Source organism: Massilia sp. Root418 (genome assembly GCF_001425265.1).
Classification (GTDB): domain Bacteria; phylum Pseudomonadota; class Gammaproteobacteria; order Burkholderiales; family Burkholderiaceae_D; genus Rugamonas.
The window spans coordinates 192,409-216,080 of record NZ_LMEC01000020.1 but is presented as its reverse complement, the minus strand read 5'-3'; the positions used below and the strand labels follow the sequence as shown (position 1 = coordinate 216,080).

Here is a 23,672-nt window from a genome sequence, read left to right as displayed (position 1 = left end):
AGGGCAAACGCAGCTAGCGCATGGCCAGCGGGCTGTGGCGGCGGGGCAGGGGGAAGCCCTGGTCGAGGTCGGCCAGGTCCTCCGGGCTGAGCACGATGTCGGCCGCGGCGCGGTTCTGGCGGATGTGGTCGGGGTTGGCGGCCTTGGGGATGACGATCACGCCGTCCTGCCGCAGCAGCCAGGCCAGCGCGATCTGGGCCGGCGTCACGCCGTGGCGCCGCGCCACCGCCTGCAGGCTGCGGTTCTCCAGCATGGCGCGCTGTTCCTGCGGGTTCGATTCCAGCGGCGAATACGCCATCACCGGTACCTGCTGCTGCTGCGACCAGGGCAGCAAATCCCACTCGATGCCGCGCTTGGCCAGGTTGTACAGCACCTGGTTCACCGCCACCGCGCCGCCGCCGGGCAGGGCGCGCACTTCGCGCATGTCGGCCAGGTCGAAATTGCTCACGCCGTAGGCGCCGATCTTGCCCGCTTCGCGCAGCGCCGTGAAGCCGGCCAGCGTTTCCTCCAGCGGCACCGAGCCGCGCCAGTGCAGCAGGTACAGGTCGATCTGCTCGACGTTGAGCCGTTTCAGGCTGCGCTCGCAGGCCGCCACCACGCCGGCCCGGGTGGCGTTGTGCGGATAGACCTTGCTCACCAGGTAAGCCTGCTCGCGCCGTCCGGCGATCGCCTCGCCCACCACGGCTTCGCTGCCGCCGTCGGCGTACATCTCCGCGGTGTCGATCAGCGTCATGCCCAGGTCCATGCCAAGCTGCAGCGCGGCCACTTCGTGGGCGCGGTAAGTGGGGTCTTCGCCCATGTTCCAGGTGCCCTGGCCTAGCGCAGGAACTTGCCTGCCCGATAATAAAACCACACTCTTCATTTCCACCTCCGGCATGTGAAAGTTTGCATTATACTAAGCCTCTCTCTAGCGGAGGAGCCCTTGATGAGTTTATTGCTTGGCAAGTTGCGCATGGCGCGGGACGCGGGCGGCAAGCCCGCTTTGCGGCAAGTGTGGGAAGCCGCCAGCCTGCGTTTGCGCCGGTCCCCGGTCGGGATCAGCGAATATTTTGATTATGGCATCTGGCACAATTCCGTGACACCCGCCAGGCGCGCGGAGTTCATCGGCTGGCGCGCGAGCAGCGCCCTGGACCGCGCATTGAACGCGCCGCAGTCGCGCGTGCTGGCGAACGACAAGCTGATCAACCACGTCATCCTGCGCTCGGCCGGCTTCCCCGCGCCCGAGCCGCTGGCCACCTACACCACCTCCGGGCGCCGCGTCGACAGTGAAACCGTGCTCACCACCAAGGACGAGGTGCTGGCCTGGCTGCGCGGCGACGTCTATCCCTTCTACGTCAAGCCCATCTCGGCCGGCTACGGGCGCGGCGTGCTGGGCGTGGCCGGCATGGAAGGCGAGCGCCTGCGCCTGCTGGACGGCACCGACATCGGCCTGCCGCAGTTCCTGCAGCCGTTCGACTTCGAACCTTACGCCGGCATGCTGTTCCAGCGGCCCCTGAAAGCGCATCCGGCCATCGCCGCGCTGACCGGCTCCGAAGCGGTGAGCTGCGTGCGCTGCATCTGTTTCGTCACGCCCAGCGGGCCCGTGCTGCATACGGCATTCTGGAAAATCACCGTGGGCCGCAATATGCTGGACAATTTCTCCCACGGCGACTACGGCAACTGCCTGGGCGACGTCGACCCGGCCAGCGGCCGGGTGCGGCGCGTGATCTCGCGCATGGGGCCGGGCGGCGAAATCGCCCACCACCCCGGCACCGGCCGCGCGCTGGCGGACTTCGTCCTGCCGGATTGGGACAACACGGTGCGCCTGGTCTACGCCGCCAGCGCGCTGTTCCCCGGCCTGCGCCTGCAGAACTGGGACGTGGCCCTGTGCCCGGAAGGGCCGGTGCTGCTGGAGCTCAACACCGAGTCGGAACTGGCGGTGCCGCAGGCTATTTCCGGCAAGGGCCTGATGGACGACCGCCTGCGCGCCATCCTGGCCGACATCGGCCAGGGCGAGGCGGCGCACCGCGCGGCGGTGGCAAGCCGGCATTAGGGGCGCTGGCGGGCGCGGAGTAGAAACGCAATTGAGAACTATTCTCACCAGTGCTATGATGCGGGATTATCGAATCATTGCATATAGAAAATGTCCACCGCTGCCGCCGCCGTTCCCCTGCGCCGCATTTCGTTCCGTCCGGCCCTGGCGTGGCTGCACCGCTGGGCCGGTCTCACGCTGGGCCTGCTGTTCGTGCTGCTGGGCCTGAGCGGCACCTTGCTGGTGTTCGAACACGAGATCGACGAAGCGCTCAATCCACAGCTGTTCCATTCCCCCTCCACCTGTTCCGTTCCGCTCACGCCGGACGCCGCTGCGGCTGCGGTGCAAGCCCAATGGCCCAAGGCCAAAGTGGGCGGCGTATTCCTGCCGCGCCACGAGGGCGGCAGCTTCCGGGTCACATATAAAGCGCCCGGCGTGGACAGCGGCGAAGCGCTGCTGGACGCGTGCACCGGCGCATTGCTGGGCAGCCGCGACCGCGCCGCCGTGGGTTTTGGCGCGCCATATCTGATGCCCATGCTGCAAACCTGGCATTTGAATATGTTCCAGGGTAAAACCGGCCGCCTGGCGCAAGGTTATATCGGCGCCGCCATTGCCGTGCTGCTGGCGGTCGGACTTTACCTGGCCTGGCCGGCCAGGCAGCAATGGGCACGCGCGCTGCGCATTAAACTGAACCAGAGTACTTACCGGAGTAATTACGATTTACACCGTTCTATCGGCTTGCTGGCGCTGTTGCCTTTGCTGGTGCTGGCGCTAACCGGTTTTTACAACGGCCTGCCGGAAGTGGCCAGCGCAATGGTGGGCAAAGTGGCCGAAGTGGGCGCGGAACGGCGCGCCATCGGCAAACCGGCGCTGCAAAAAAGTGAAAGCGCTATTAGCTGGGGCGAGGCGCAGGCCATCGCCGCGCCGTATTTGCGCGACGGCGTCACCATGGCCGGTATTTCCCGCCAGCCCGACAAGGGCATATACATTGCCCGCCTGCGCCGCGCCGACGACTGGCAGCGTACCGGCACGCTGCGTATTTACATTGATATGCGCAGCGGTAAAATCCTGGAAGCCATCAATCCTTTATCCGGCAAGCCCGGCGACCGTTTCCTGGCCGCGCTGTTCCCGCTGCATTCCGGCCAGCTGGGCGGCACAGCTGGCAAATGGCTGGTAGCACTTGCGGGATTGCTGCCGCTGCTGTTTTTTATAACCGGTATTACTACCTGGCTGCTGCGCCGGAAAAAGAAATAGTTTAGAAGGCCGGCGTGGCCGGTTCAGCACAAGCGTGGGAAATATGCCGCGCCTTCCATATTTAGCTAGAATAGACGCGTAGTCTTGTGGTAAATTGCGGTCTTGAATTCTCACAAATTGTCACTAATCGCTTTTGTGGGAATCGCTTATCAACCAAAGAGGAAGAGTTGAGTCATGACCACATATCAGGAATACCAGGCAAAAATCGCTGAACTGCAAAACCTGGCGGAATCCGCCCGCCGCGACGAGCTGAATTCGGCTAAAGAGAAAATCGCCACCATCATGCGCGAACACGGTCTGACCCTGGCTGATCTGGCTGGCACGGCCAAACCTGCAAAAGTGAGCAAGCCACGCGCCCCGGTGCCGATGAAATACCGCGACACCGCCACCGGCCAAAGCTGGACCGGCCGCGGCCGTGCTCCAAAATGGCTGGAAGGTAAAAACAAAGAAGACTTCCTGATTAAATAATTCAGCTTGGCTGCGTAACAAAGATATCCGGCATGCTCCACGCGAGATGCCGGATTTTTCATTTCAGGCATCAGCGTGTGCTGTGCGCCACAGAGCCCGCATGTTCTGGGGCTTGCAGCCGGAATTTTGCTCGGCGGCATGGCCCAATTCGTGCGATCATGGCAAGATGCCATCGATACCTCTATTTCCGCTTAATACAGTGTTATTTCCAGACGGACACTTGCCGCTGCAAGTATTCGAAGTGCGTTATCTCGACCTGGTCAAGAAGTGCATCGCCCGTTCCGAGGAATTCGGCGTGGTGGCGCTGGCGTCCGGCAGCGAGGTGCAGCGTCCTGAACAACACGAGGAATTGACGGAAATCGGCACCATGGCGCGCATCGTGGACTGGACCTCGCCGCTGTCCGGCCTGCTGCAGCTGACCTGCGTGGGCACCCAGCGCTTCCGCATCCACTCGGCGTCCCAGCTCAAGCACGGCCTGTGGATGGGCGAAGTGGAAATGCTGGAACCGGACCGGGAAATTCCCGTGCCCAGCGAGCAGAAGGACGTGGCCGACGCGCTGGGCGCCGTGATCCGCTCGCTGCAGAAGCGCCAGCTGCCGAGCACCCAGATGCCCCTGTTGCCGCCCTATAAGCTGGACGATTCCGGCTGGGTGGCCAACCGCTGGTGCGAACTGCTGCGCATGCCCCCCAGCCGCAAGCAGCTGCTGATGGCCCAGCCCAACCCGGTGCTGCGCCTGGAACTGGTGCAGGACGTGCTGTGCGAAAGCGGCTTGCTGGAATAGCCTGGCTCCAGATTCCCGCCGCCCCGTGGCTCTCGCCGCGCGCGCCGGCTGCCGCTACACTGGCTCCCTAGCCACTGTGGAGCCGTCATGTACAACCAAGCCGCTTTTCTCGAAGAACGCCCCGAGGTGCTGCACGCGCTGCTGCGCGCGCATCCGCTGGGCACGCTCATTGTCGCCAGCGGCGGCAGCGTGAGCGCCGACCTGATCCCCTTCATCCTGTACCCGGACGAGGGCGGGCACGGCGTGTTGCGGGCCCACGTGGCGCGCGCCAATCCGGTCTGGCAGGCCTTGCGGGACGGCGGCGAATGCCTGGTGCTGTTCCAGGGCCCGCACGCGTATGTCAGCCCCAGCTGGTACGCCAGCAAGGCCGAGCACCATAAAGTGGTGCCCACCTGGAACTATGCGATGGTGCAGGCGCGCGGCACCGCGCGCGTGGTGGAGGACGGCGCCTGGCTGCACCGCGCGCTGAGCGACCTGACCGCCGTGCACGAGGCCGGGCTGCCGCAGCCGTGGCAGCTGTCCGATGCGCCGCCGGACTTCCTGGCGGCGACCATGAAGGCCATTGTCGGCATCGAGATCCCGCTGGCGTCGCTGGCCGGCAAATGGAAGGCCAACCAGAACCGCAGCCAGGCCGACCGCGAGGGCGTGGTGCAGGGCTTGCGCACCCAGCCCGCCGGCGGGGCCATGGCCGCCCTGGTGCAGGCCACGCTGGAATAGACGCGGCCGCAGCGGCGCTCACGGAGGCGGCAGGTCTTCCTCCATGGCGTGCACGCGCACCGACCACATCACGCCGGCGGCCAGCAGCACGATGGCGGCCGTTTCCAGCGGGCGCGGCCAGGTCTGCTTGTAGATAAAGCCGTACAGCAGCGCGAACAGGGTTTCAAACAGGATCAGCTGGCCGGACAGCGTGACCGGCACGCGCCGGCTGGCGATATTCCACAGGTGGTTGCCGATCACCGAGGCGCCCAGGGCCAGCAGGGAATTGGTGATCCAGAACATGGTCCAGTCGCGCCCGCTGGCCTTGCCTGCCGCGCCCAGCACCTCGCCATGCCACACGGCCAGCGCGGCCGCGCCGATCAGCAGCGCGATCAGGCCGCTGGACAAGCCATACAGCGCCGACCATTCGGCGCTCGTGAAATGCGGGTTGCGCTTCAGGTAGCGCGCATTGTCCAGCGTGTACCAGCTCCAGCACAGCAGCGCGCCGGTGGCGCACAGCACGCCCAGCAGGGTTTGCCAGGCGCTGCGCCCGGCGCTGCCGGCATGCATGAACACGTCCGCATTGATGCAGGCGATGCCGGCCGCCGCCACCAGCAGCGGCAGCGCCAGCTGGCGCAGCGGCAGCGCGCCGTGGTCCTTGCGGCCCATCAGGGTGACCGAGATCGGCAGCACGCCAATGATCAGCGAGGTGGGCGCCACGCCGGCCAGCTTCACGCCCAGCGCCAGCAGCATGTAGTAGATGATGTTGCCGGACAGCGCGTGGCGCACCAGCGCCGCGTAGTCGCTGCGCTCCAGCCGCGCGTAGAGCGTGCCCAGGCGCGGCAGCATCAGCCCCAGCGCAATGGCGCCGTAAGCGACATAGCGGCCCACCGCCATTTCCACTGGGGAAAATGCCGACAGCAATTCCGGCACGATGAACACCATGCCCCACATGGCCCCGGCCAGCAGGCCGCACAGCACTCCATTCCACATCGTCAGGCTTTCCAGTTCGCAAGGGCGACAGTGTCGCACAGCAAGGTGCCGCGCGGAAGTGCGTAGCGTGTTGCGCAAGCCGTCTGATCGGGATAGCATGAAGGAAGGAGGGCCACCATGACTGCTTCAGCCACCGCCCTGGCGTTGCGCGCCGAGTTGCGCCCGCTGGCGGACGACCCGCATTTCGACCAGCTGCTGGACGAAATCGGCACATCCAGCATCGTGCTGCTGGGCGAATCCACGCACGGCACCGCCGAGTTCTACCGTCTGCGCACGGAGATCACCAAGCGCCTGGTGGTGGAACGCGGCTTTGATGCCATCGCTGTCGAATGCGACTGGCCGGACGCGCTGCGCGTGAGCCGCTACGTGCAGCATTCGGACGGCGACGTGGCCGCGCCCGCGGCGCTGGGCGGCTTCGAGCGCTTTCCGCAATGGATGTGGCGCAATACGGAAACGGTGGCGCTGGTGGAATGGCTGCGCGCGCACAACGCCCAGGCGGGCGACCCGGCGCGCCGGGTGGGCTTTTACGGCCTGGACCTGTACAGCCTGCGCAAGTCCATGCATGCGGTGATCGGCTACCTGGATGAGAACGACCCGGCCGCCGCGCGCCGCGCCCGCGAGCGCTACGGCTGCATCGACCACATGGCCGACTATCCGCAGCGCTACGGCTATGCCGCCACCTTCGGCATGACGCGCCGCTGCGAGGACGACCTGGTGGGCCAGCTGCGCGAGCTGAGCCTGCAGGCCGCGCGCCACATGGCGCGGCCCGGGGCGGCCGTGCCGGACCAGCTGTTCTACGCGCAGCAGAACGCGCGCGTGGCGCGCAACGCGGAAACCTATTACCGCGCCATGTTCCAGCCCGGCGATGCGGCCTGGAACGTGCGCGACACGCACATGGCCGACACCTTGCTAGCGCTGCGCCAGCACCTGGGCGCGCGCAAGGGGCGGGCGCCGGCGCGCATCGTGGTGTGGGCGCACAACTCCCACATCGGCGACGCGCGCGCGACCGAGATGGGCGAGGGCGGGCAATTGAACCTGGGCCAGCTGGTGCGCGAAAACTATCCGCTGGGCGAATCCTTCCTGCTCGGCTTCACCACCCACACCGGCAGCGTGACAGCGGCCAGCGACTGGGACGGACCGGCCGAGCGCAAGGCGGTGCAGCCCTCGCTGCCGCACAGCATAGAGCGCCTGCTGCACGCCAGCGGCGCGGCGCTGGGCGGCAATGCGTTCCTGCTGCCGCTGCGCGGGCGCGACAGCGTGCTGGCGCACCTGTCCGAGCCGCTGATCGAGCGCGCCATCGGCGTGGTGTACCGGCCGGAGACCGAGCGCCGCAGCCACTATTTCCGCGCCGACCCGGTGCGCCAGTTCGACGCGCTGATCCATGTGGACCGCAGCACGGCGGTGCAGCCGCTGGAGCGCTCGGCCGCGTGGGCGGCGGACGAAATGCCGGAAACCTATCCGTCGGGCCTATGACACCAGCCATCGATAAAGTCATCGTGATCGGCACCTCGGCGGGCGGGCTGGACGCCCTGAAACGGGTGCTGGGCAAGCTGCCGGCCGATTTTCCGGCAGCGGTGCTGGTGGTGATGCATATCGGCGCGCGCGAAAGCATCCTGCCGGCGCTGCTGCGCAAGGTGTGCGCGCTGCAGGTGCGCCACGCGCGCGACGGCGAGCTGCTGGCGCAGCCGATGATACTGGTGGCGCCGCCGGACCGGCACCTGATGGTGGAACGCGGCGGGCCGGTCGGCTGTGTGCGTCTGACCTCCGGCGCGATGGAGAACTACACCCGGCCCGCCATCGACCCGCTGTTCCGCTCGGCCGCCGCCGCCTACGGCCCGGGCGCCACCGGCGTGATCCTGACCGGCTACCTGGACGATGGCACCGCCGGCCTGCAGGCCATCAAGGCCTGCGGCGGCACCGCCATCGTGCAGGACCCGGCCGACGCCTTTGCCGACAGCATGCCGGCCAGCGCGCTGGCGCAGGTAGCGGTGGACTATGTTTTGAAACTCGACGATATCGGTGACATGCTGCTGACCCTGGCCTCCGCGCCGCTTCCGCCGTCCGAACCGGAAGCGGTGAAGGAACTCACCAAGGGAGCAGCCATGGACAGCAAACCGCGCGCAGTACCCGAATGGATCACCGTGGAGAACCGCTATGCCGGCGGCGGCGGCGAGTTGCGCGACCTGGCGCGCATTGCCCGGCCGTCCACCTTCACTTGTCCCGAGTGCCATGGCGCGCTGTGGGAAGTCAAGGGCGAGCCTGCGGGCAAGCCGCCGGGGCGCTTCCGCTGCCACACCGGCCACAGCTTCACCGCGCTGGCGCTGGAATACACCCAGGACCGGGTGGTGGAGGAGGCTGTGTGGTCGGCCATCCGCGCGCTCAATGAAAAGGAAGAATTGGCGCGCCGCCTGGCCGAGCATGCGGATTCCAGCGGCCTGACGCGGGCGGCCAACGACTATCAGGCGCGCGCCGAGTCCGCACGCCGCGCCGCTGCCGTGCTGCGCGACACCCTGGTGCGCGGTCCTGAGCCCTGACTGCCGGGCCGCGATTGCAGACCCGGTATGCGGGCTAGGCGCCGGGGAAGCGCCGCGCCAGCCAGGCGAAGGCGGCCATGTTGATGGCAACGCTGGCCCAGAACGCAAGCTGGAAGGAACGCTTGCTGGTTTTGTGGCGCAGCCATTGCTGGGCCAGGATGGCGCCGGGCCAGCCACAGCACAGGCCGAGCAGCAGCAGGGTGCTTTCGGGCGTGCGCCAGCGGCCGGCCCTGGCGGCGGACTTGTCGATGGCGTAAAAAATGAAGCAGACCACGCTGGCGCCCGCGTACAGCAGGCCGGGCCAGGTGGGGATGCGCCACAGCAGGATGGCAAGCAGGTAGAGCAGGGCGAACGCGCCGATGGCCAGGTAGGAAGCGGCGCCCGCAGCGCCGCCGCCATCGCTTCGGGCGCGGACGCCGCCGCGCTTGTCGCTGTTCTTGTTGCTGTTGTTGCTGTCGCTGCTGCTGCCGCTGCTCCGGGTGCTGCTCCCGCTGCTGCGCCTGCTGCTGGTGGGCGGCACGTGCTTAGAAGTAGCTCAGGCCCAATGCGGCCTTGACTTCGTCAGCCGTCCTGGCGGCCACTTCGCGCGCCTTGGCCGTGCCTTCCTTCAGGATTTGCATGACCTGGCCCTTGTCCTTGGCGAACTCTTCGCGGCGAGCGCGGATCGGCGCCAGCATTTCCTGCAGCACAACTTCCAGGCGCTTCTTCACGATGCTGTCGCCCAGGCCGCCGCGCACGTAATGCGCCTTCATTTCTTCCAGCGCCGCCTTGTCCGTGTCGAACGCGTCCAGGTAGATGAAGGCCACGTTGCCTTCCAGGTGGCCGGGGTCCTGCACGCGCAGGTGCAGCGGGTCGGTGTAGACCTTCTTCACTGCGGCGGTGATCTCGTCGGCCGTGGCGCCCAGGTTGATGGTGTTGCCGAGCGACTTGCTCATCTTGGCCTTGCCGTCGATGCCGGGCAGGCGGCCGATTTCCGGCACCAGCGCCTTGCACTCGACCAGGATGTCGCGGTTGGCCAGGCGGTTGAACTTGCGCACGATCTCGTTGGTCTGCTCGATCATCGGAATCTGGTCCTCGCCCACCGGCACCAGCGAGGCCTTGAAGGCCGAGATGTCGGCCGCCTGGCTGGCGGGGTAGGTGAGGAAGCCGGCCGGAATGTCGCGCTCGAAGCCGCGCAGGATGATTTCCTGCTTCACGGTCGGGTTGCGCTCCAGGCGCGCCACGGTCACCATGTTCAGGTAGTAGAAAGTCAGCTCGGCCAGTTCGGGAATCTGCGACTGGATCAGGATGGTGGACTTGGCCGGGTCGATGCCCACGGCCAGGTAGTCCAGCGCCACTTCCACCACGTTGCGGTGCACCTTGTCGGTGTCTTCCATATTGTCGGTGAGCGCCTGCGAGTCGGCCAGCATGATGAACTGCTTGTAGTCGTGCTGGTACGCCACGCGGTTGCGCAGGCTGCCGACATAATGGCCGAGGTGCAGCGGACCGGTGGGGCGGTCGCCGGTCAGGATCACGGACGGGGCGGTGGGCGCGGTGGCGGGTGTGGACGGCTGGCTCATACGGGTTCCTTGAGGTTCCTAAGTGTCGCCCCGCACGATGCGCCAAGAAAAACGCCACCCTGCGAAGGCGGCGTTGACTAAATACTCACATCACTGTGCAGTGGCCGCGCTATGTCAGCGGGACCACCAATTCAGGCAGGAGCGATGTGGTTGGAAATATTTCATTCCCGTATGGTTGCAGTTTGGCGCCGCCCTGTCAAGGAGCGCCGGGCGGCGGCCCCGGCGCACACGTTTGCCGCACGTCATTCCATCAATTTGTTGATCGTGGTAAATTGGCAAGATTGCAACCACCGTCATGAGGCATCCATGAATCAGCACAGCTTGGAAGGCAGTCCAGTCCGGGCCCGGCCGGCCGGGGACAAGGAACATCTGGTGAAGACACTGCTGCTGGCGGCCGCGCGCGGCACCGGCGCCGGCGTGCTGCGGGTGGTGCTGGCCTTGATTGCCGCCGTGATCGTCAACGGGCTGGGCGCGGCCATCGTGCTCGGCTTCAGCGACGAGCTGCGCGGCGGCGGCCACGGCACCGCCATCCTGTTTGCCCTGTTGATCGGCGCGCCCTTCTTTATCGCGGTGGGCGTCACCGGCGCCATCGCGTACAAGCAGGGCCTGATGGGCGTGCTGAGCCGGATTCTGGAAACGCAGGCGCCGGCCCTGGCCGGCCTGGGAGCGAAATTCCTGGAAAAGTTTTTGCGTTCAGTGAACTACCAGCCCGGCGGCCCGGTGTCGGATGCCATGCTGGGCCAGTGGCGCAAGTTCCTGCAGCTGCAGGAAGACCTGCCCAGGCCGCTGCCCTTCGTGTTGGGGACGCTGGCCAGCAAAGTGCCGTTTTCCGACACCATCACCACTGTGGCGACCACCGGCACCTCGCTGCCGGACGTGGCCAGGAACGCCATGGACCACATGGTCGAGCGGGCCATACAGGGCGGCTTCCGCCCGGAAGCCAGCACGCTGCTGGGCGCGCTGGGCATACAGTTCGCGCTGTGGGTGGTGCTGGCTGCCGTGCTGCACTACAACTAGCCAACGAGCCGGCCCCGCCCGCAGGATGCCTTAGTGGCGGTTGGGATTGTTCGGCCTGTCGTCGTAGCGGTTGGGGACGCCGTCGCCGTCCCGGTCGCGGTCCGCGCGGTTGGGCACGCCGTCCCCGTCACGATCGCGCTGGCCGCGATGCCAGCCGCCGCGCTCCACGACCCAGCGGCCGTCGCGCTCTTCCCACACGGTGGGGCGGTATACGTAGCCGTTGCGGTCCCGTACCCATTTGCCCTTGATCCAGACATTGCGCCGCCCGTTCCAGTCCCAGTGGCCCGCTACCCAGGTGTAGCCGCGGCGCGCTTCGGGAACCGCTTCATGGCGCGGAGGCGGCGGTGCGGTGCGCACGACCACCACGTCGGCGAACGACGGCACGGCAACACCGGCACCCAGCGAGGCCGCCAGCGCGGCGGCAATCAGCAGCTTTTTCATGATGACACTCCTCGTTCCGTTGTGTGTGCTGCCAATGTAGGCTGGCTCAGCAAGCCCATCTGTGCGGCGACGCGCATAGCGGCAGGCAACTTGCAAGCAAATGCAACGGCGGTGCCGGCGCGGAAAAACTGCGTTACAAAAGTCGCATTGCGCGATGAAGTCCAACTGTCTACCATGGCCCGCAGCACAAAAATGGAGACTGACCTCATGCGCAACACGCGTCGCCGCACCACCATCCAGCTGCCGGCCCTGGCCGCGCTTTCCCTGTTCATGGCGTCCGCGCTGGCGCAGACCCCGCCCATGGCGGTGGACATCCCCGCCAGTTTCGCCGCCCCGGCAGGCGACGCGGACTACGTGAAAAAAGTGGTGATGGTGCCGATGCGCGACGGCGTCAAGCTGTACACGGTGATCGTCATGCCTAAGGGGGCCAGGAACGCGCCCATCATGCTGACCCGCACGCCATACAACGCGGCGCGGCGCGCCCAGCGCAACGTGAGCCCCAGCATCCGCGCCGTGCTGCCGCAGGGCGACGAGACCTTTATCGACGAAGGCTACATCCGCGTGTTCCAGGACGTGCGCGGCAAATACGGCTCCGAAGGCGAATACGTGATGACGCGACCGCTGAGCGGCCCGCTCAACAGCAGCAAGATCGACCACGCCACCGACGCCTGGGACACCATCGAGTGGCTGACCAAGAATGTGCCCGAGTCCAACGGCAAGGTCGGCATGGTGGGCTCCTCCTACGAAGGCTTCACGGTCATGATGGCGCTGATGGCCCCGCACCCAGCGCTGAAGGCGGCGGTGCCGATGAGCGCCATGGTGGACGGCTGGCGCGGCGACGACTGGTTCCACAACGGCGCCTTCCGCATGCCCAGCCTGCCGTATATCGGCGGCCAGACCTCGGTCAAGGGACGCGGCGAAGCGCTGGCCAGCGGCTATTACGACGACTACGAAGGCTTCCTGCGCGCCGGCTCGGCAGGGGGCTTCGCCAAAAAATTCGGCCTGGACAGCCTGCCATACACGAAGAAGCTGTTCGAGCATCCGGCCTATGACAGCTACTGGCAGCACCAGGCCATCGACAAGCTGGTGGGCGCGCGCAAGCTCACCGTGCCGACCATGCACGTGGTGGGGCAGTGGGACCAGGAAGACATCTACGGTCCCTATGCCGCCTACGCCGCGATGGAGCCGCAGGACAAAACGAACAAGCTGAACTTCCTGGTGATCGGCCCCTGGCGGCACAGCGGCGTGAACTACGACGGTTCCAGCCTGGGTGCCATCAAGTTCACCGGCGACACCGCGCTGGAGTTCCGCCGCAACGTGATGCAGCCCTTCTTCAACCAGTACCTGAAGGACGGCGCGCCGGTGGCCGACACGCCGCCGGTGCTGAGCTACCAGACCGGCAGCAACCGCTGGCAGCGCCTGGCGCAGTGGCCGCAGTCCTGCGCCAGCGGCTGCCCGGCCGCGTCCCGCGCCATCTACCTGCAGGACGGCTTCAAGCTGGGCTTCGAGGCGCCCAGGGCCGGCGCGGCCTTCGATGAATATGTGTCCGACCCGGCCAAGCCGGTGCCGTTCGTGCCGCGCCCGGTGCGCATGCACGACGAGAACGTGTGGAAGCCGTGGCTGGTGAGCGACCAGCGCTTCGCGTCCGACCGTCCGGACGTGCTGACCTATGTGACCGAGCCGCTGCCGGCACCGCTGCAGCTGTCCGGCCAGCCGATGGTGAACCTGTACGCCGCCACCAGCGGCACCGACGCCGACTGGGTGGTCAAGCTGATCGACGTGTACCCGGACGAAATGCCGTCGCAGCCGGAGCTGGGCGGCTACCAGCAAGGCATCGCGATGGACATTTTCCGTGGCCGCTACCGCAACAGCCTGGAACACGCCGAAGCCATCCCGGCCAACAAGGTCGAGCGCTACCGTTACGCGCTGCCGAACGTGAACCACGTGTTCCTGAAGGGCCACCGCGTGATGGTGCAGATCCAGTCCAGCTGGTTCCCGCTGTATGACCGCAACCCGCAGCGCTTCGTGCCCAACATCTTCCTCGCGCAGCCGTCGGACTACATCAAGGCCACCCAGCGTATCTACCGCGCCAGTGGCGCCGCCAGCGCGATCGAACTGCCGGTGGTGGAGGCGCGTTAACCGCGCCGTGTTGACCTCTTTGCAAAATTGCCCTACTGTGTGGGCGGGGCGGACTCCTTCAAGCCGGCCTGTCGCTGCCTGGTGCAGGGACAGCCTCTACGGGGCTACCCCGTGGGAAATTGATTGTTCAGTATTTCGCCGCATGAGCCGCGTTGCGCTTCCACGCAAGACAGCTCACGCATCACGAGACTCGTTGAAGGAGCTCCGCCCCTATTGGATCGTCGCTGCGCATGAATACAAAGCAGTTCACCGCGCTGGCGCTGGCCGACATGGCGCTGGCCACTGACGGCAGCCTCGCCAGCCTGATCGCCGCATGCAACCGCGTATTCGACGCGGCGCCGCCATGGGTGCCCGCCGTGTGCGAGGCCCTCGCCGCGCGGACCGGCGAGAACTTCCATTACTACAGCCGCCATGAACTTGCCGCTCTGCTGCTGGAGTGCCTCGGCGGCGCACGCGTCGGCCCGGCCGATGAGGACATGCCCGCGCCCGATCCCGTCGCGCTGCCCGACGTCCGGCGCTTTTGCGTGGATGCCCCCGTGCGGCCGCCCAGGCCCGCCTGGCTTGCTGCGCTTGCGCTGCCGGACTTGCCGACTGCCGGCGCGCTTGCCGCGTGGCTGAACGAGCCGGTCCGCGCGCTGGACTGGTTTGCCGACCAGTGGCGGCTGGCGCGCGACGCGCAATCGCCCCTCCAGCACTACCACTATCGCTGGGTGCCCAAGCGCAGCGGCGGCCTGCGGCTGATAGAAATACCGAAGGCGCGGCTGCGCCGCATCCAGCAGAAGATCCTGCGCGGGATACTGGACCTGGTGCCGCCGCATCCGGCCGCGCATGGGTTCCGGCGCGGCCGCTCCTGCGTGACGCACGCTGCGCCGCACGCAGGGCAGCCCGCCGTCATCCGCATGGACCTGAAGGATTTTTTTCCAAGCATCCAGCTGTCGCGCGTCCATGCGCTGTTTGAAAAGCTGGGCTATCCGCCGCAAGCCGCCGGCACGCTGGCGCGCATGTGCGTCAACCGCACGCCGGCCGGCGCCTTCCGCGACCAGCTGGCCGGCGGCTCGCTGTGCTGGATGGAACGCCAGGCCCTGAAGTCGCCCCACCTGCCGCAAGGCTCCCCGTGTTCGCCTGCGCTGGCCAACCTCTGCGCATACCGGCTCGACATGCGCCTCTCCGCGCTGGCGCAGTCGCTGGGCGGAACCTACACCCGCTACGCGGACGACCTGGCGTTCTCCGGCGGCCCCGCGTTTGCGCGGGCTGCGGACCGCTTTCACATCCAGGTCGCCGCGATCGCGCTGGAGGAAGGCTTCCGCGTCAACACGCGCAAGACCCGCTTGATGCGTGGCGGGACGCGCCAGCAAGTGACCGGCGTGGTGCTGAATAGCCATCCCAATATCGCGCGGGACGAATACGACAGGCTCAAAGCCACGCTGACGAACTGCGCGCGCCACGGCCCCGCGTCCCAGAACCGTGACGGCCATCCGGATTTCCGTGCCTACCTGGCCGGCAGAATCTCCTATGTGAAGATGGTGAACGCGCAGCGGGCCGGCCGGCTGCAAAGCCTGATGGAAGCGATCGCATGGAGTGCCTGAAGTTTTGGCAGAGTGTGAGAATGCGCGCATTTTCGCGGCACGCAAGCTGCTATCCTGCCAACATTGCTTAGATCTTGGAAGAACATGCAGCTTGCGACGCGACTGGCGCTGCCCGATGACCGGGACGCTATCTGGGCCCTGTATCAAACGACGATGCGGCCGCACATTGAAGGTATCTGGGGCTGGGACGAGCAATGGCAGATCGCGCATTTCGACATGGCTTTTTCGACGGCGTCCACTTACGTGGTGAACTCGGGCGGCAAGCTCGCGGGTTACTACCAGCTCGACCTGAACCCCGAAGACATCTACCTGCGCATGCTGATACTGGCACCCGGCTTTCAGTCCCGTGGCATCGGTGCGCGCCTGCTTGCGGACATCGTCCACATGGGCGTGCAGTCGCGCCGGGGCCTGGGCTTGCGCGTGTTTCGCGTGAACGCCGCGGCCAGGCGGTTCTATGAGCGCGAAGGGTGGACCGTTCAATCCGAAGACGACGCCTTCTTCGTGATGGCGCACGCATCCTGCAAACCCGGAGCGCCGCCCGTGAATTTCAGGCTGGCGACAGTAGACGATATCCCCGCCATGTCGGCGATCCGCCTGGCGGTCACGGAAAATGTGCTGTCCGATCCTTCCCGCGTGACGGAGCAGATGTATCGCGACTACCTTGACCTGCTCGGACGCGGCTGGGTGGCTGAAAGTGCCGGGGCCATCACCGGTTTCTGCTACGCGGACAAGGAGCACGCCTCGATCTGGGCGCTGTTCATGGCGCAGCAGCACGAAGGCAGGGGGATCGCGAAGCGCCTGCTGAAACTGGCGGCAGACTGGCTGTTCGAGCAGGGCAGCGAGCGCGTCCAGCTCACTACCACGGCCGGCACCCGTGCCGACGCCTTCTACGCGGGCCGGGGCTGGACGCGGGAAGTGTTGAACGAACGTGAAGTGCGCTACAGCTGCCTTCGCGGCCGGAGATAGTCCTCCCACATCCCCATCGAAATGGAGACCACGAGATCATGATGCAAGACTTCTTGAAATATGCCAGGCCACGCCACGCCGTGCAGGGCGTCCTCCTTTCCCTAATGTGCGCGTTGAATGGCGCCACGGCGGCCGACAACGGCAGCGCAGCACTGGTGGAACTGGTGCAGCGCCACGCCGAAGCGCAGCGGGATTTTGACCAGGCCGCGCTGAAGGCCGTCACTGCAGAGAACTACGTCGAAGTATCGCCTGCCGGCGAAGTGGACAGCCGCGAGAAGATGCTGTCCTTTTATGCCCCAGACCAGAAGCGCGCCTCGCCGCAGCTGACGGTCACCGAGCCGATGGTGCGGGTGCTGGGCGATACGGCCGTCGTGCTGGCAAAGCTCAACTACACCATGGGCGCGGAAGCGCAGGCCCGCAGTTTTGCCATGCGCGCCAGCTACGTCGCACAACTGAAGGACGGCAAATGGAAGCTGGTGTCCGCGCAGTACACCGGCATACGTCCGCCGAAGAATTAGTATTCCCGGATCGAGAAAATGAAGTTCAACATTTACGGCAGGTTCCAGGTTGACGTGCGCCGCGTGGGCGAAGCCTGGGAGGTCTATCGACTGGACTTCGGCAAGCGGGTGCCGCTGGAAGAGATCGTTATCCCGCCGGCGCTGGCCGAAGACGAAATCGCGGTCTACCTGGACGACATTTACCACGAGCTCGCCGGCTTCGGCCAGAGCATCGAACCGCTGGCGTAAGAACAATGAATTACTCCAGGCTGCGATACGGAGCGCTGCTGATTATCCTGGCAGGGTTGAGCAAGGTCTGCGCCGCTGGCGCGGCGGAAGAGAAAGACATATGGGACGTGATTCGCGGCATGCGGACAGTGGCGATCGGCGAGGTCGGCATTCAAGAGCTTTTCGGGGCCAAAATCCGCACGCGAACCGACAACGGTTATTGGAAATTCCATGAAGGAATAGGTCCAGCGCTTGGCGACGGAGTGACGATCGATAAGTTTGGATTCATGACAAAAAACGATGCCACCGCCGCGCCTTGGATATACATGAATATTTCGGGGCATTGCGTGCGGCTCGACGATATCAGGAAAGAATATCCCAACGTGGCCCCCGACGGTTTTGCGGCGACGATTCACGCACCCATTGCCAGTTACGTGACTAAAAGCGAAGAATGGGAACTCAAGTTCAGCTTCCGGGTACATGATTCCCGTCGCCCCGAGTGCCTCGAAAACGTCGGCTTCTCACCGCAGAAACGGAAGCCACCGATATCAGTCACAAATAGCCAGATTTAACAGGAGAGTAATTTGCAGCACAGTGTCATTGTAGTCAGCGATCAGGAAGATGCCGAGTTTGAGAATGCCCTCGGCAAGGGACTGGATGAGTTCAACCGGCAAATGGCAGGCCTGAACGACCGGTGCCCGCTGTGCGTAATGGTGAAAGATCCCGAAAGCGGCGCGACGCTGGGTGGGATCGTCGGGCGTACCTCGCTCGGGCTGGCGTTTCTCGATCTGTTCCATCTGCCCGAGTCCCTGCGTGGTTCAGGTTTGGGTACGCGCATCCTGGCGGCGTTTGAAGCGGAGGCACGGAAAAGAGGCTGCATCTCCGCCGTGCTTTACACGATCAGCTTCCAGGCGCCCGGCTTCTACGAGAAAAACGGGTGGCTGCGTTTCGGCGAGGTCGCCTCCGCGCAGGAGGGCATCAGCCGCATATTCATGTCGAAGACGCTGTAGCGCCAGACGCCGGCGCGGGGCCTTACTGCACGGTGGCGGCCAGGTGTTCGCGCAGCCGCGCAATGTCGCCCTCGACGTCTGCCTGCTTGATGACGTCGTGCGACGAGAAGGCGGGCAGCACTTCGGCGCCGCAGAATTTGTAATTCGCGGTATTCGACACGAACACGTCATCAACGGATTTGCCCTCGAACAGCCGTTGCTGCGGGTTGCCGAAGGCTACGCTCGGGGCGTTCCACGTCACCGATATCATGTAGCGCTTGCCCTGCATCTTGCCGCCGCTGCCGTACTGGCTTCCCGGATCTTCGCGCGTGCGGCCGTCGCCGCTCAGCAGGCGCTGCTGGAGCAGGCCCGCAGTGAACACTTCGTCCACATATTTCTTGTAAATCCACGGCATGCCGAACCAGTACACCGGCGATTGCAGGATAATGATGTCGGCCCAGACGTGCTTGTCCACTTCCGCGTCGACGTCATACCCGGCTTCGATGATGGACTCGCGCACTTCATAGCCGCGCGCCTCCATCTCGCTGCGGATCACGTCCGCCATCTTCTGATTCAGCTTGCCGCTGGCCATGCCCTCGTAGAACTGGTGGGCGTTAATAATCAATACACGTTTCATTGTCTTCTGGTTGTAGGTTCCGATGGCTGGCATTGTGCTGCCATATCCGCCGCCGGCGCTTGCCGGATCCGATGCACTTCTTGCCCGATTTGACGAGCCGCTGCCGCGCAGGATGGCAAACTCCCGCAACCGTGCTACGCTGCCAATATGAACACATCGCATAATCCAAGCAGCGCGGCTCGCGCGGAACTGGCGCGCCTGGTGGGCGCGATTGCCCAAACCGACGGCGAGTACGCCAACGCCATCCCGTCGCTCAAGTTTTACCGCCGCAGCGTGATCAGCGAGCCGATGCCCTGCATCTATGCGCTGGGCCTGGGCCTGGCGGTGCAGGGAGGCAAGCGCGTCACGCTGGCCGGAGAGATTTTCGACTACGGACAGGGCCAGTCACTGGTCACGTCGCTGGACCTGCCGGTGGTGTCCTATGTCACGCGCGCCAGCGGCCCGGAACCGTACCTGGGCTTGTGGGTGGAGCTGGACTGCGGCCGCCTGGCGCAGGTGGCGGCCGGCATGGACCTGTCCCTGCCGCTGGCCTCGGGCAGTGCGCGGGCGCTGTCCGTGGTGGACCTGGACGAGGGCCTCACCGAGGCGCTGATCCGGCTGGTGCGCCTGCTCGGCGAGCCGCAACTGATCAAGCAGCTGGCGCCGCTCATTGAGCAGGAGATCATGGTGCGGCTGCTGCTGGGCGAGCACGGCGCCACCTTGCGCCAGCTGGTGGCGGCCGGCTCGCCCAGCCAGCAGATTTCGCGCGTCATCAACTGGCTGCGGCAGCACTACACCGAGGACTTCCCGATGGACGACCTGGCCGCGCAGGCGCACATGAGTCCATCCACCTTCCGCCAGCATTTTCGCGCGGTCACCAACATGAGCCCCTTGCAGTACCTGAAGCAGCTGCGCCTGCAGGACGCGCGCCAGCTGATGCTCACCGAGGATATCGACGCCGGCAGCGCGGCGGTGCGCGTGGGCTATGAGAGCGCCTCGCAATTCAGCCGCGAGTACACGCGCCTGTTCGGCGCGCCGCCACTGCGCGATATCCGCCGCCTGCAGGAGCGGGCTCTCACGGAAATTCGTTGAATCAGGCAAGATAACGGTCGGAAGCGGCAAACGCCATCGGGGTGGCCAGGGGCATACTGCACTGGTCCATTTCACCAGGAGTTCCGCTCACCATGACCACGCTTACTGTCAACGGCCGCCAGCACGCCCTCGAAGACGATCCCGCAACGCCCATCCTGTGGGCGCTGCGCGATACCCTGGGCCTGACCGGCACCAAGTTCGGCTGCGGCGCGGCCTTGTGCGGCGCCTGCACCGTGCACCTGGACGGCCAGGCCATCCGCTCCTGCATCACGCCCATCTCCGCCGCCGTAGGCAAGAAGATCACCACCATCGAAGCGGCCACCGACGGCAGCGACCGCGTAGGCGCGGCCGTGCAGGCCGCCTGGGTCAAACACGACGTGGTGCAGTGCGGCTACTGCCAGAGCGGCCAGATCATGAGCGCCACCGCCTTCCTCAAGGCGCTCCCGCGCGGGAAACAGCCCACCGTGGCGGAAATCGAATCCGCCATGGCAGGCAATATCTGCCGCTGCGGCACCTACGCACGGATTCGCGCCGCCATCGCCGACGCCGCCCGCACTCTCGCCTGAAGGAAGCCCCATGCTGCATCAAATCGACCCTACGCAATTGCCGCGCGCCTTGCAGAACATGCTGGCGCGCAGTGCCGGAGCTGATTCAACCGACTCCGCCGACCCGGCCGCGCCGCCGCGCCGCACCTTCTTGAAAATGCTGGGCGTGTCCGGGCTGGCGCTGGGGGCCTTCCCGCACCTGGCATCGGCGCAGGCGCCTGCCGCGCTCAAAGCCACCGAGCAGCCGCTTGCCTTCGTGCAGATCGCCCCCAACGGTATCGTAACGGTCACGGTGAACCGGCTGGAGTTCGGCCAGGGCGTGCAGACCGCGCTGCCGATGATACTGGCCGAGGAACTGGACGCGGACTGGAAGCTGGTGCGCAGCCAGCTCGGCTCGAACGACCCGGCCTATGTGGACCCCATGTTCGGCATGCACCTGACAGGCGGCTCGAACTCGGTGAAGAACAGCTTTACGCAGTACCGCGAGCTAGGCGCGCGCGCCCGCGCCATGCTGCTGGCTGCTGCCGCGCAGCGCTGGAATGTGGACGCGGCCACCTTGAGCACGCGGGCAGGCATGGTGCTGGCGCCGGACGGACGCACGCTGGCCTACGGCGAGTTGGCCGAAGCGGCCGCCGCGCTGCCGGTGCCGCCAAGCGTGAAGCTGAAGGACGCCAAGGACTTCCGCATCATCGGCCAGCCCACCGGCCGCCTGGACGCGGGCGCCAAGAGCAGCGGCCGCCAGCACTTCGGCATCGACACGCGCCTGCCGGGCCAGCTGACCGCCGTGGTGGCGCGCCCGCCGGTGTTCGGCGCGCGCGTGGCCACGCTGGACGACAGCGCGGCGCGCGCCGTCAAGGGCGTGCGCGCGGTGCTGCGCGTGCCGCTGGACCGGGGCGCCGAGGGCGTGGCCGTGCTGGCGGACGGCTACTGGGCGGCCAAGCAGGGCCGCGACGCGCTCAAGCTGGAATGGAACACGGAGGGCGTGCAGAAGGTGGACAGCGAGCAGCAGCTGCGCCAATACCGCGAATTGGCCGCCCAGCCGGGGCCGCGCAAGTTCGACGCCGACATGGCGCCGCTGGCGGGCGCGCCGCTGAAGATCGACGCCGAGTTCGTGTTTCCCTATCTGGCCCATGCGCCCATGGAGCCGCTCAACTGCACCGTCAAGCTGGAGCAGGGCGGCGTGCAGCTGTGGGTGGGCACGCAGTTCCACGGCGTGGACAGCGCCGCAGCCGCGCGGGTGCTGGGCATCAAGCCGGAGCAGGTGACGCTGCACGTGGAAATGGCGGGCGGCGGCTTCGGCCGGCGCGCCTCCATCGGCAGCGACTTCGTGGTGGAAGCATGCGAGATCGCCAAGGCTGCGCGCGCCACCGGCGTGGACGCGCCGGTGCGCACCGTGTGGAGCCGCGAGGACGACATACGCGGCGGCTACTACCGGCCCATGCATCTGCACCGTGCGCGCATCGGCTTCGACGCGCAAGGCAAGGTGCTGGCGTGGGACCACGCGCTGGTCGGGCAATCCATCACCACCGGTTCTGTATTCGAGGCCTTCCAGATCAAGGACGGCATCGACGGCACCGCCACCGAGGGCATGCGCGATCCTTATCCCTTCCCGATGCGGCTGACCGTTCACCACCCCAAATTGAACGTGCCGGTGCTGTGGTGGCGCAGCGTGGGCTCCAACCACACCGCCTTCGTGATGGAGACGCTGGTCGATGAGATCGCGCGCGCCACCCGGCAGGATCCGGTGGCCTACCGCATGAAGCTGTTCGGGGATAAGTACGCGCGCCACCGCGCCGCGTTACAACTGGCGGTGGACAAGAGCGGCTATGGCAAGCGGCGCCTACCCGCCGGCCGCGCCTGGGGCGTGGCGGTGCATGAGTCGTTCAGCACCGTGGTGGCCTATGTGGTGGAAGCGTCCATAAAGGGCGGGCAGCCCACGCTGCACCAGGTGACCGCCGGCGTGCACTGCAACCTGGCCGTGAACCCGCGCAGCATCGAGGCGCAGGTACAGGGTGCGGCGGTGATGGGCTTGTCCATGTGCCTGCCCGGGGCCGCCATCACGCTCAAGGACGGCGTGGTCGAACAGAGCAATTTCGGCGATTTCACGGTGGCGCGCATGACCAATATGCCGGGCTTCGCGGTGCATATCGTTCCCAGCGCCGAGCCGCCCACCGGCATCGGCGAACCGGGTTTGCCGCCGCTGGCGCCTGCTTTTGCGAACGCCGTCGCGCGGCTGACTGGCAAGCCGGTGCGCAACGTGCCTTTCGACCTGCCGGCTTAGGCCCGCCTACGGCAGCCCTGCCGCCGGGCAGGGCGCTTTACTGCACGGTGATGTAGGGCGCTCCGCGCTCGGCCGGCACCTGGCTCAGGAGCGTGCGCATTTCGCGCGCTTCGTCGGCGGGCGTGCGGCCGAAGAAGCGCTTGAACTCGCGGCTGAACTGCGAGCTGCTTTCATAACCCACCCGTGCCGAGGCGGTGGCCGCGCTCAGGCCGTCCTGCACCATCAGCAGACGCGCCTTGTGCAGCCGGGTGCTCTTCAGATACTGGATGGGCGAGGTTTGCGTCACGGCCTTGAAGTTGGCGTGGAAAGCCGCCACGCTCATGCCGGCCTCGCCGGCCAGCGTGGCCACGTCGATCTGGCTGCTTACGTCCGCGTGGATGCGGCGCAGCGCCTTGCCTATCTTGCCGAAGTGGCTCTGGTGCGCCAGCGCGGCGCGCAGCGAGCCGCCTTGCACGCCGGTGAGCACGCGGTACAGGATCTCGCGCATGACGCTGGGCGCCAGCAGCTGCGTCTCCAGCGGTGACGTCAGCGCCTCCAGCAGGCGCAGCACGGCGTCGCACAGTTTCGGCTCCATCGGCGTGGAGATGATGCCCTTCGGCTCGGCCGCGATGGCGGTGCCGGACTGCTCCACCGCCAGCATCAGCTCCGCCGCCATCTGCAGGTCGATGCGGATGGAGACGGCCAGCATCGGCTCGGCCTCGGTGGCCACCTCGGTTTCGCCCTCGAATGGCAGCGGCACCGACATCACCAGGAACTGCTGCGCATCGTACACGTAGGATTGCCCGCCCAGGTAGCCGCGCTTGCGTCCGGAGCAGACGATGACGATGCACGGCTCGTACAGCACCGGCGTGCGCGGCACGGGGCGGTTGACGCGCATGAATTTCACCCCGTCCAGCGCGGACAGGGTGGCGCCTTCCGAAGGCGCGAGACGGTTCAAAAGCGCCATCATGCGTTGTTGCGAGCTCGACATGCTTGTCCT

At 66.2% G+C, this 23,672-nt stretch carries 25 protein-coding genes; 18 read left to right on the top strand and 7 right to left on the bottom strand.

Features of this window, described 5'->3' with window-relative positions; translation table 11 throughout:
• Positions 1-13 precede the first annotated feature (13 nt).
• A complete protein-coding gene (locus ASC94_RS13500) occupies positions 14-862 on the bottom strand; it encodes an aldo/keto reductase (RefSeq protein ID WP_056397844.1) in 849 nt (282 codons plus the stop codon).
• 63 nt (positions 863-925) lie between these two features.
• Here ASC94_RS13500 and ASC94_RS13495 point away from each other — a divergent pair, with 63 nt between their 5' ends.
• From ASC94_RS13495 to ASC94_RS13475, 5 genes are all read left to right on the top strand, one after another.
• The gene (locus ASC94_RS13495; RefSeq protein WP_082616506.1) at positions 926-2,032 is read left to right on the top strand and encodes a sugar-transfer associated ATP-grasp domain-containing protein; all 1,107 of its coding nucleotides are present in this window, start codon (positions 926-928) and stop codon (positions 2,030-2,032) included.
• 90 nt (positions 2,033-2,122) lie between these two features.
• Entirely contained in the window at positions 2,123-3,265 is a 1,143-nt protein-coding gene (locus ASC94_RS13490) for a PepSY domain-containing protein (protein WP_056395380.1), read from the top strand.
• Positions 3,266-3,439: 174 nt separating this feature from the next.
• Entirely contained in the window at positions 3,440-3,733 is a 294-nt protein-coding gene (locus tag ASC94_RS13485) for an H-NS family nucleoid-associated regulatory protein (protein WP_056395379.1), read from the top strand.
• Positions 3,734-3,899: 166 nt separating this feature from the next.
• On the top strand, positions 3,900-4,514 hold the full coding sequence (locus ASC94_RS13480; RefSeq protein ID WP_056397839.1) for an LON peptidase substrate-binding domain-containing protein: 615 nt from the start codon (positions 3,900-3,902) through the stop codon (positions 4,512-4,514).
• Between the two features lie 87 nt (positions 4,515-4,601).
• Positions 4,602-5,231 carry an FMN-binding negative transcriptional regulator gene (locus ASC94_RS13475; protein ID WP_056395376.1) on the top strand — a complete coding sequence of 210 codons (630 nt, stop codon included), beginning with the start codon at positions 4,602-4,604 and terminating at the stop codon, positions 5,229-5,231.
• Between the two features lie 18 nt (positions 5,232-5,249).
• Here ASC94_RS13475 and ASC94_RS13470 read toward each other — a convergent pair whose 3' ends face one another.
• On the bottom strand, positions 5,250-6,203 hold the full coding sequence (locus tag ASC94_RS13470; RefSeq protein ID WP_056395373.1) for a DMT family transporter: 954 nt from the start codon (positions 6,201-6,203) through the stop codon (positions 5,250-5,252).
• Positions 6,204-6,320: 117 nt separating this feature from the next.
• Between ASC94_RS13470 and ASC94_RS13465 the strand changes: the two genes are divergently transcribed.
• Positions 6,321-7,676 (top strand): erythromycin esterase family protein, encoded by a 1,356-nt coding sequence (locus tag ASC94_RS13465; protein WP_056395370.1) that lies wholly within the window; start codon positions 6,321-6,323, stop codon positions 7,674-7,676.
• Positions 7,673-8,737, top strand: coding sequence for a chemotaxis protein CheB (locus ASC94_RS13460; RefSeq protein ID WP_229417263.1), 1,065 nt, complete (start codon positions 7,673-7,675; stop codon positions 8,735-8,737). Before ASC94_RS13465 ends, ASC94_RS13460 begins: the two co-directional genes overlap by 4 nt.
• Positions 8,738-8,771: 34 nt before the next feature.
• Here the strand turns inward: ASC94_RS13460 and ASC94_RS34175 are convergent, their stop codons facing one another.
• Together ASC94_RS34175 and trpS are read right to left on the bottom strand one after the other, a co-directional pair.
• Positions 8,772-9,257 (bottom strand): DUF1294 domain-containing protein, encoded by a 486-nt coding sequence (locus ASC94_RS34175; protein ID WP_307718837.1) that lies wholly within the window; start codon positions 9,255-9,257, stop codon positions 8,772-8,774.
• A 4-nt stretch (positions 9,258-9,261) separates the two neighbouring features.
• Complete coding sequence (trpS, locus tag ASC94_RS13450; RefSeq protein WP_056395367.1) at positions 9,262-10,296, bottom strand: tryptophan--tRNA ligase; 1,035 nt, start codon at positions 10,294-10,296, stop codon at positions 9,262-9,264.
• Between the two features lie 372 nt (positions 10,297-10,668).
• Between trpS and ASC94_RS13445 the strand changes: the two genes are divergently transcribed.
• On the top strand, positions 10,669-11,313 hold the full coding sequence (locus ASC94_RS13445) for a hypothetical protein (RefSeq protein WP_157201444.1): 645 nt from the start codon (positions 10,669-10,671) through the stop codon (positions 11,311-11,313).
• A 30-nt stretch (positions 11,314-11,343) separates the two neighbouring features.
• Here ASC94_RS13445 and ASC94_RS13440 read toward each other — a convergent pair whose 3' ends face one another.
• Positions 11,344-11,754 carry a YXWGXW repeat-containing protein gene (locus tag ASC94_RS13440; protein WP_056395362.1) on the bottom strand — a complete coding sequence of 137 codons (411 nt, stop codon included), beginning with the start codon at positions 11,752-11,754 and terminating at the stop codon, positions 11,344-11,346.
• A 207-nt stretch (positions 11,755-11,961) separates the two neighbouring features.
• On the opposite strand from ASC94_RS13440, the gene ASC94_RS13435 reads away from it, so the two are divergent.
• The 7 genes from ASC94_RS13435 to ASC94_RS13405 all read left to right on the top strand — a co-directional run bounded on the left by ASC94_RS13435 (position 11,962) and on the right by ASC94_RS13405 (position 18,180).
• Positions 11,962-13,893 carry a CocE/NonD family hydrolase gene (locus tag ASC94_RS13435; RefSeq protein ID WP_082616505.1) on the top strand — a complete coding sequence of 644 codons (1,932 nt, stop codon included), beginning with the start codon at positions 11,962-11,964 and terminating at the stop codon, positions 13,891-13,893.
• Between the two features lie 230 nt (positions 13,894-14,123).
• On the top strand, positions 14,124-15,479 hold the full coding sequence (locus ASC94_RS13430; RefSeq protein WP_056395359.1) for a reverse transcriptase family protein: 1,356 nt from the start codon (positions 14,124-14,126) through the stop codon (positions 15,477-15,479).
• Positions 15,480-15,563: 84 nt separating this feature from the next.
• Entirely contained in the window at positions 15,564-16,445 is an 882-nt protein-coding gene (locus ASC94_RS34170) for a GNAT family N-acetyltransferase (protein ID WP_082616504.1), read from the top strand.
• Between the two features lie 38 nt (positions 16,446-16,483).
• Positions 16,484-16,963, top strand: a complete 480-nt coding sequence (locus ASC94_RS13420) for a nuclear transport factor 2 family protein (protein WP_082616503.1) — start codon at positions 16,484-16,486, stop codon at positions 16,961-16,963.
• Between the two features lie 18 nt (positions 16,964-16,981).
• Positions 16,982-17,191 carry a hypothetical protein gene (locus ASC94_RS13415; protein WP_056395354.1) on the top strand — a complete coding sequence of 70 codons (210 nt, stop codon included), beginning with the start codon at positions 16,982-16,984 and terminating at the stop codon, positions 17,189-17,191.
• 5 nt (positions 17,192-17,196) lie between these two features.
• Positions 17,197-17,742 (top strand): hypothetical protein, encoded by a 546-nt coding sequence (locus ASC94_RS13410; protein WP_056395352.1) that lies wholly within the window; start codon positions 17,197-17,199, stop codon positions 17,740-17,742.
• A 12-nt stretch (positions 17,743-17,754) separates the two neighbouring features.
• On the top strand, positions 17,755-18,180 hold the full coding sequence (locus ASC94_RS13405) for a GNAT family N-acetyltransferase (protein ID WP_056395350.1): 426 nt from the start codon (positions 17,755-17,757) through the stop codon (positions 18,178-18,180).
• 22 nt (positions 18,181-18,202) lie between these two features.
• On the opposite strand, the gene ASC94_RS13400 is transcribed toward ASC94_RS13405, so the two are convergent.
• Positions 18,203-18,796 (bottom strand): NAD(P)H-dependent oxidoreductase, encoded by a 594-nt coding sequence (locus ASC94_RS13400; RefSeq protein WP_056397825.1) that lies wholly within the window; start codon positions 18,794-18,796, stop codon positions 18,203-18,205.
• A gap of 147 nt (positions 18,797-18,943) precedes the next feature.
• On the opposite strand from ASC94_RS13400, the gene ASC94_RS13395 reads away from it, so the two are divergent.
• The 3 genes from ASC94_RS13395 (at position 18,944) to ASC94_RS13385 (ending at position 22,693) form a co-directional block, all read left to right on the top strand.
• Positions 18,944-19,867, top strand: coding sequence for an AraC family transcriptional regulator (locus ASC94_RS13395; protein ID WP_056395346.1), 924 nt, complete (start codon positions 18,944-18,946; stop codon positions 19,865-19,867).
• A gap of 92 nt (positions 19,868-19,959) precedes the next feature.
• Positions 19,960-20,433 carry a (2Fe-2S)-binding protein gene (locus ASC94_RS13390; protein ID WP_056395343.1) on the top strand — a complete coding sequence of 158 codons (474 nt, stop codon included), beginning with the start codon at positions 19,960-19,962 and terminating at the stop codon, positions 20,431-20,433.
• 10 nt (positions 20,434-20,443) lie between these two features.
• Complete coding sequence (locus ASC94_RS13385; protein WP_056395340.1) at positions 20,444-22,693, top strand: xanthine dehydrogenase family protein molybdopterin-binding subunit; 2,250 nt, start codon at positions 20,444-20,446, stop codon at positions 22,691-22,693.
• A gap of 37 nt (positions 22,694-22,730) precedes the next feature.
• Here the strand turns inward: ASC94_RS13385 and ASC94_RS13380 are convergent, their stop codons facing one another.
• Positions 22,731-23,663 (bottom strand): AraC family transcriptional regulator, encoded by a 933-nt coding sequence (locus ASC94_RS13380; protein ID WP_162251424.1) that lies wholly within the window; start codon positions 23,661-23,663, stop codon positions 22,731-22,733.
• Positions 23,664-23,672 lie beyond the last annotated feature (9 nt).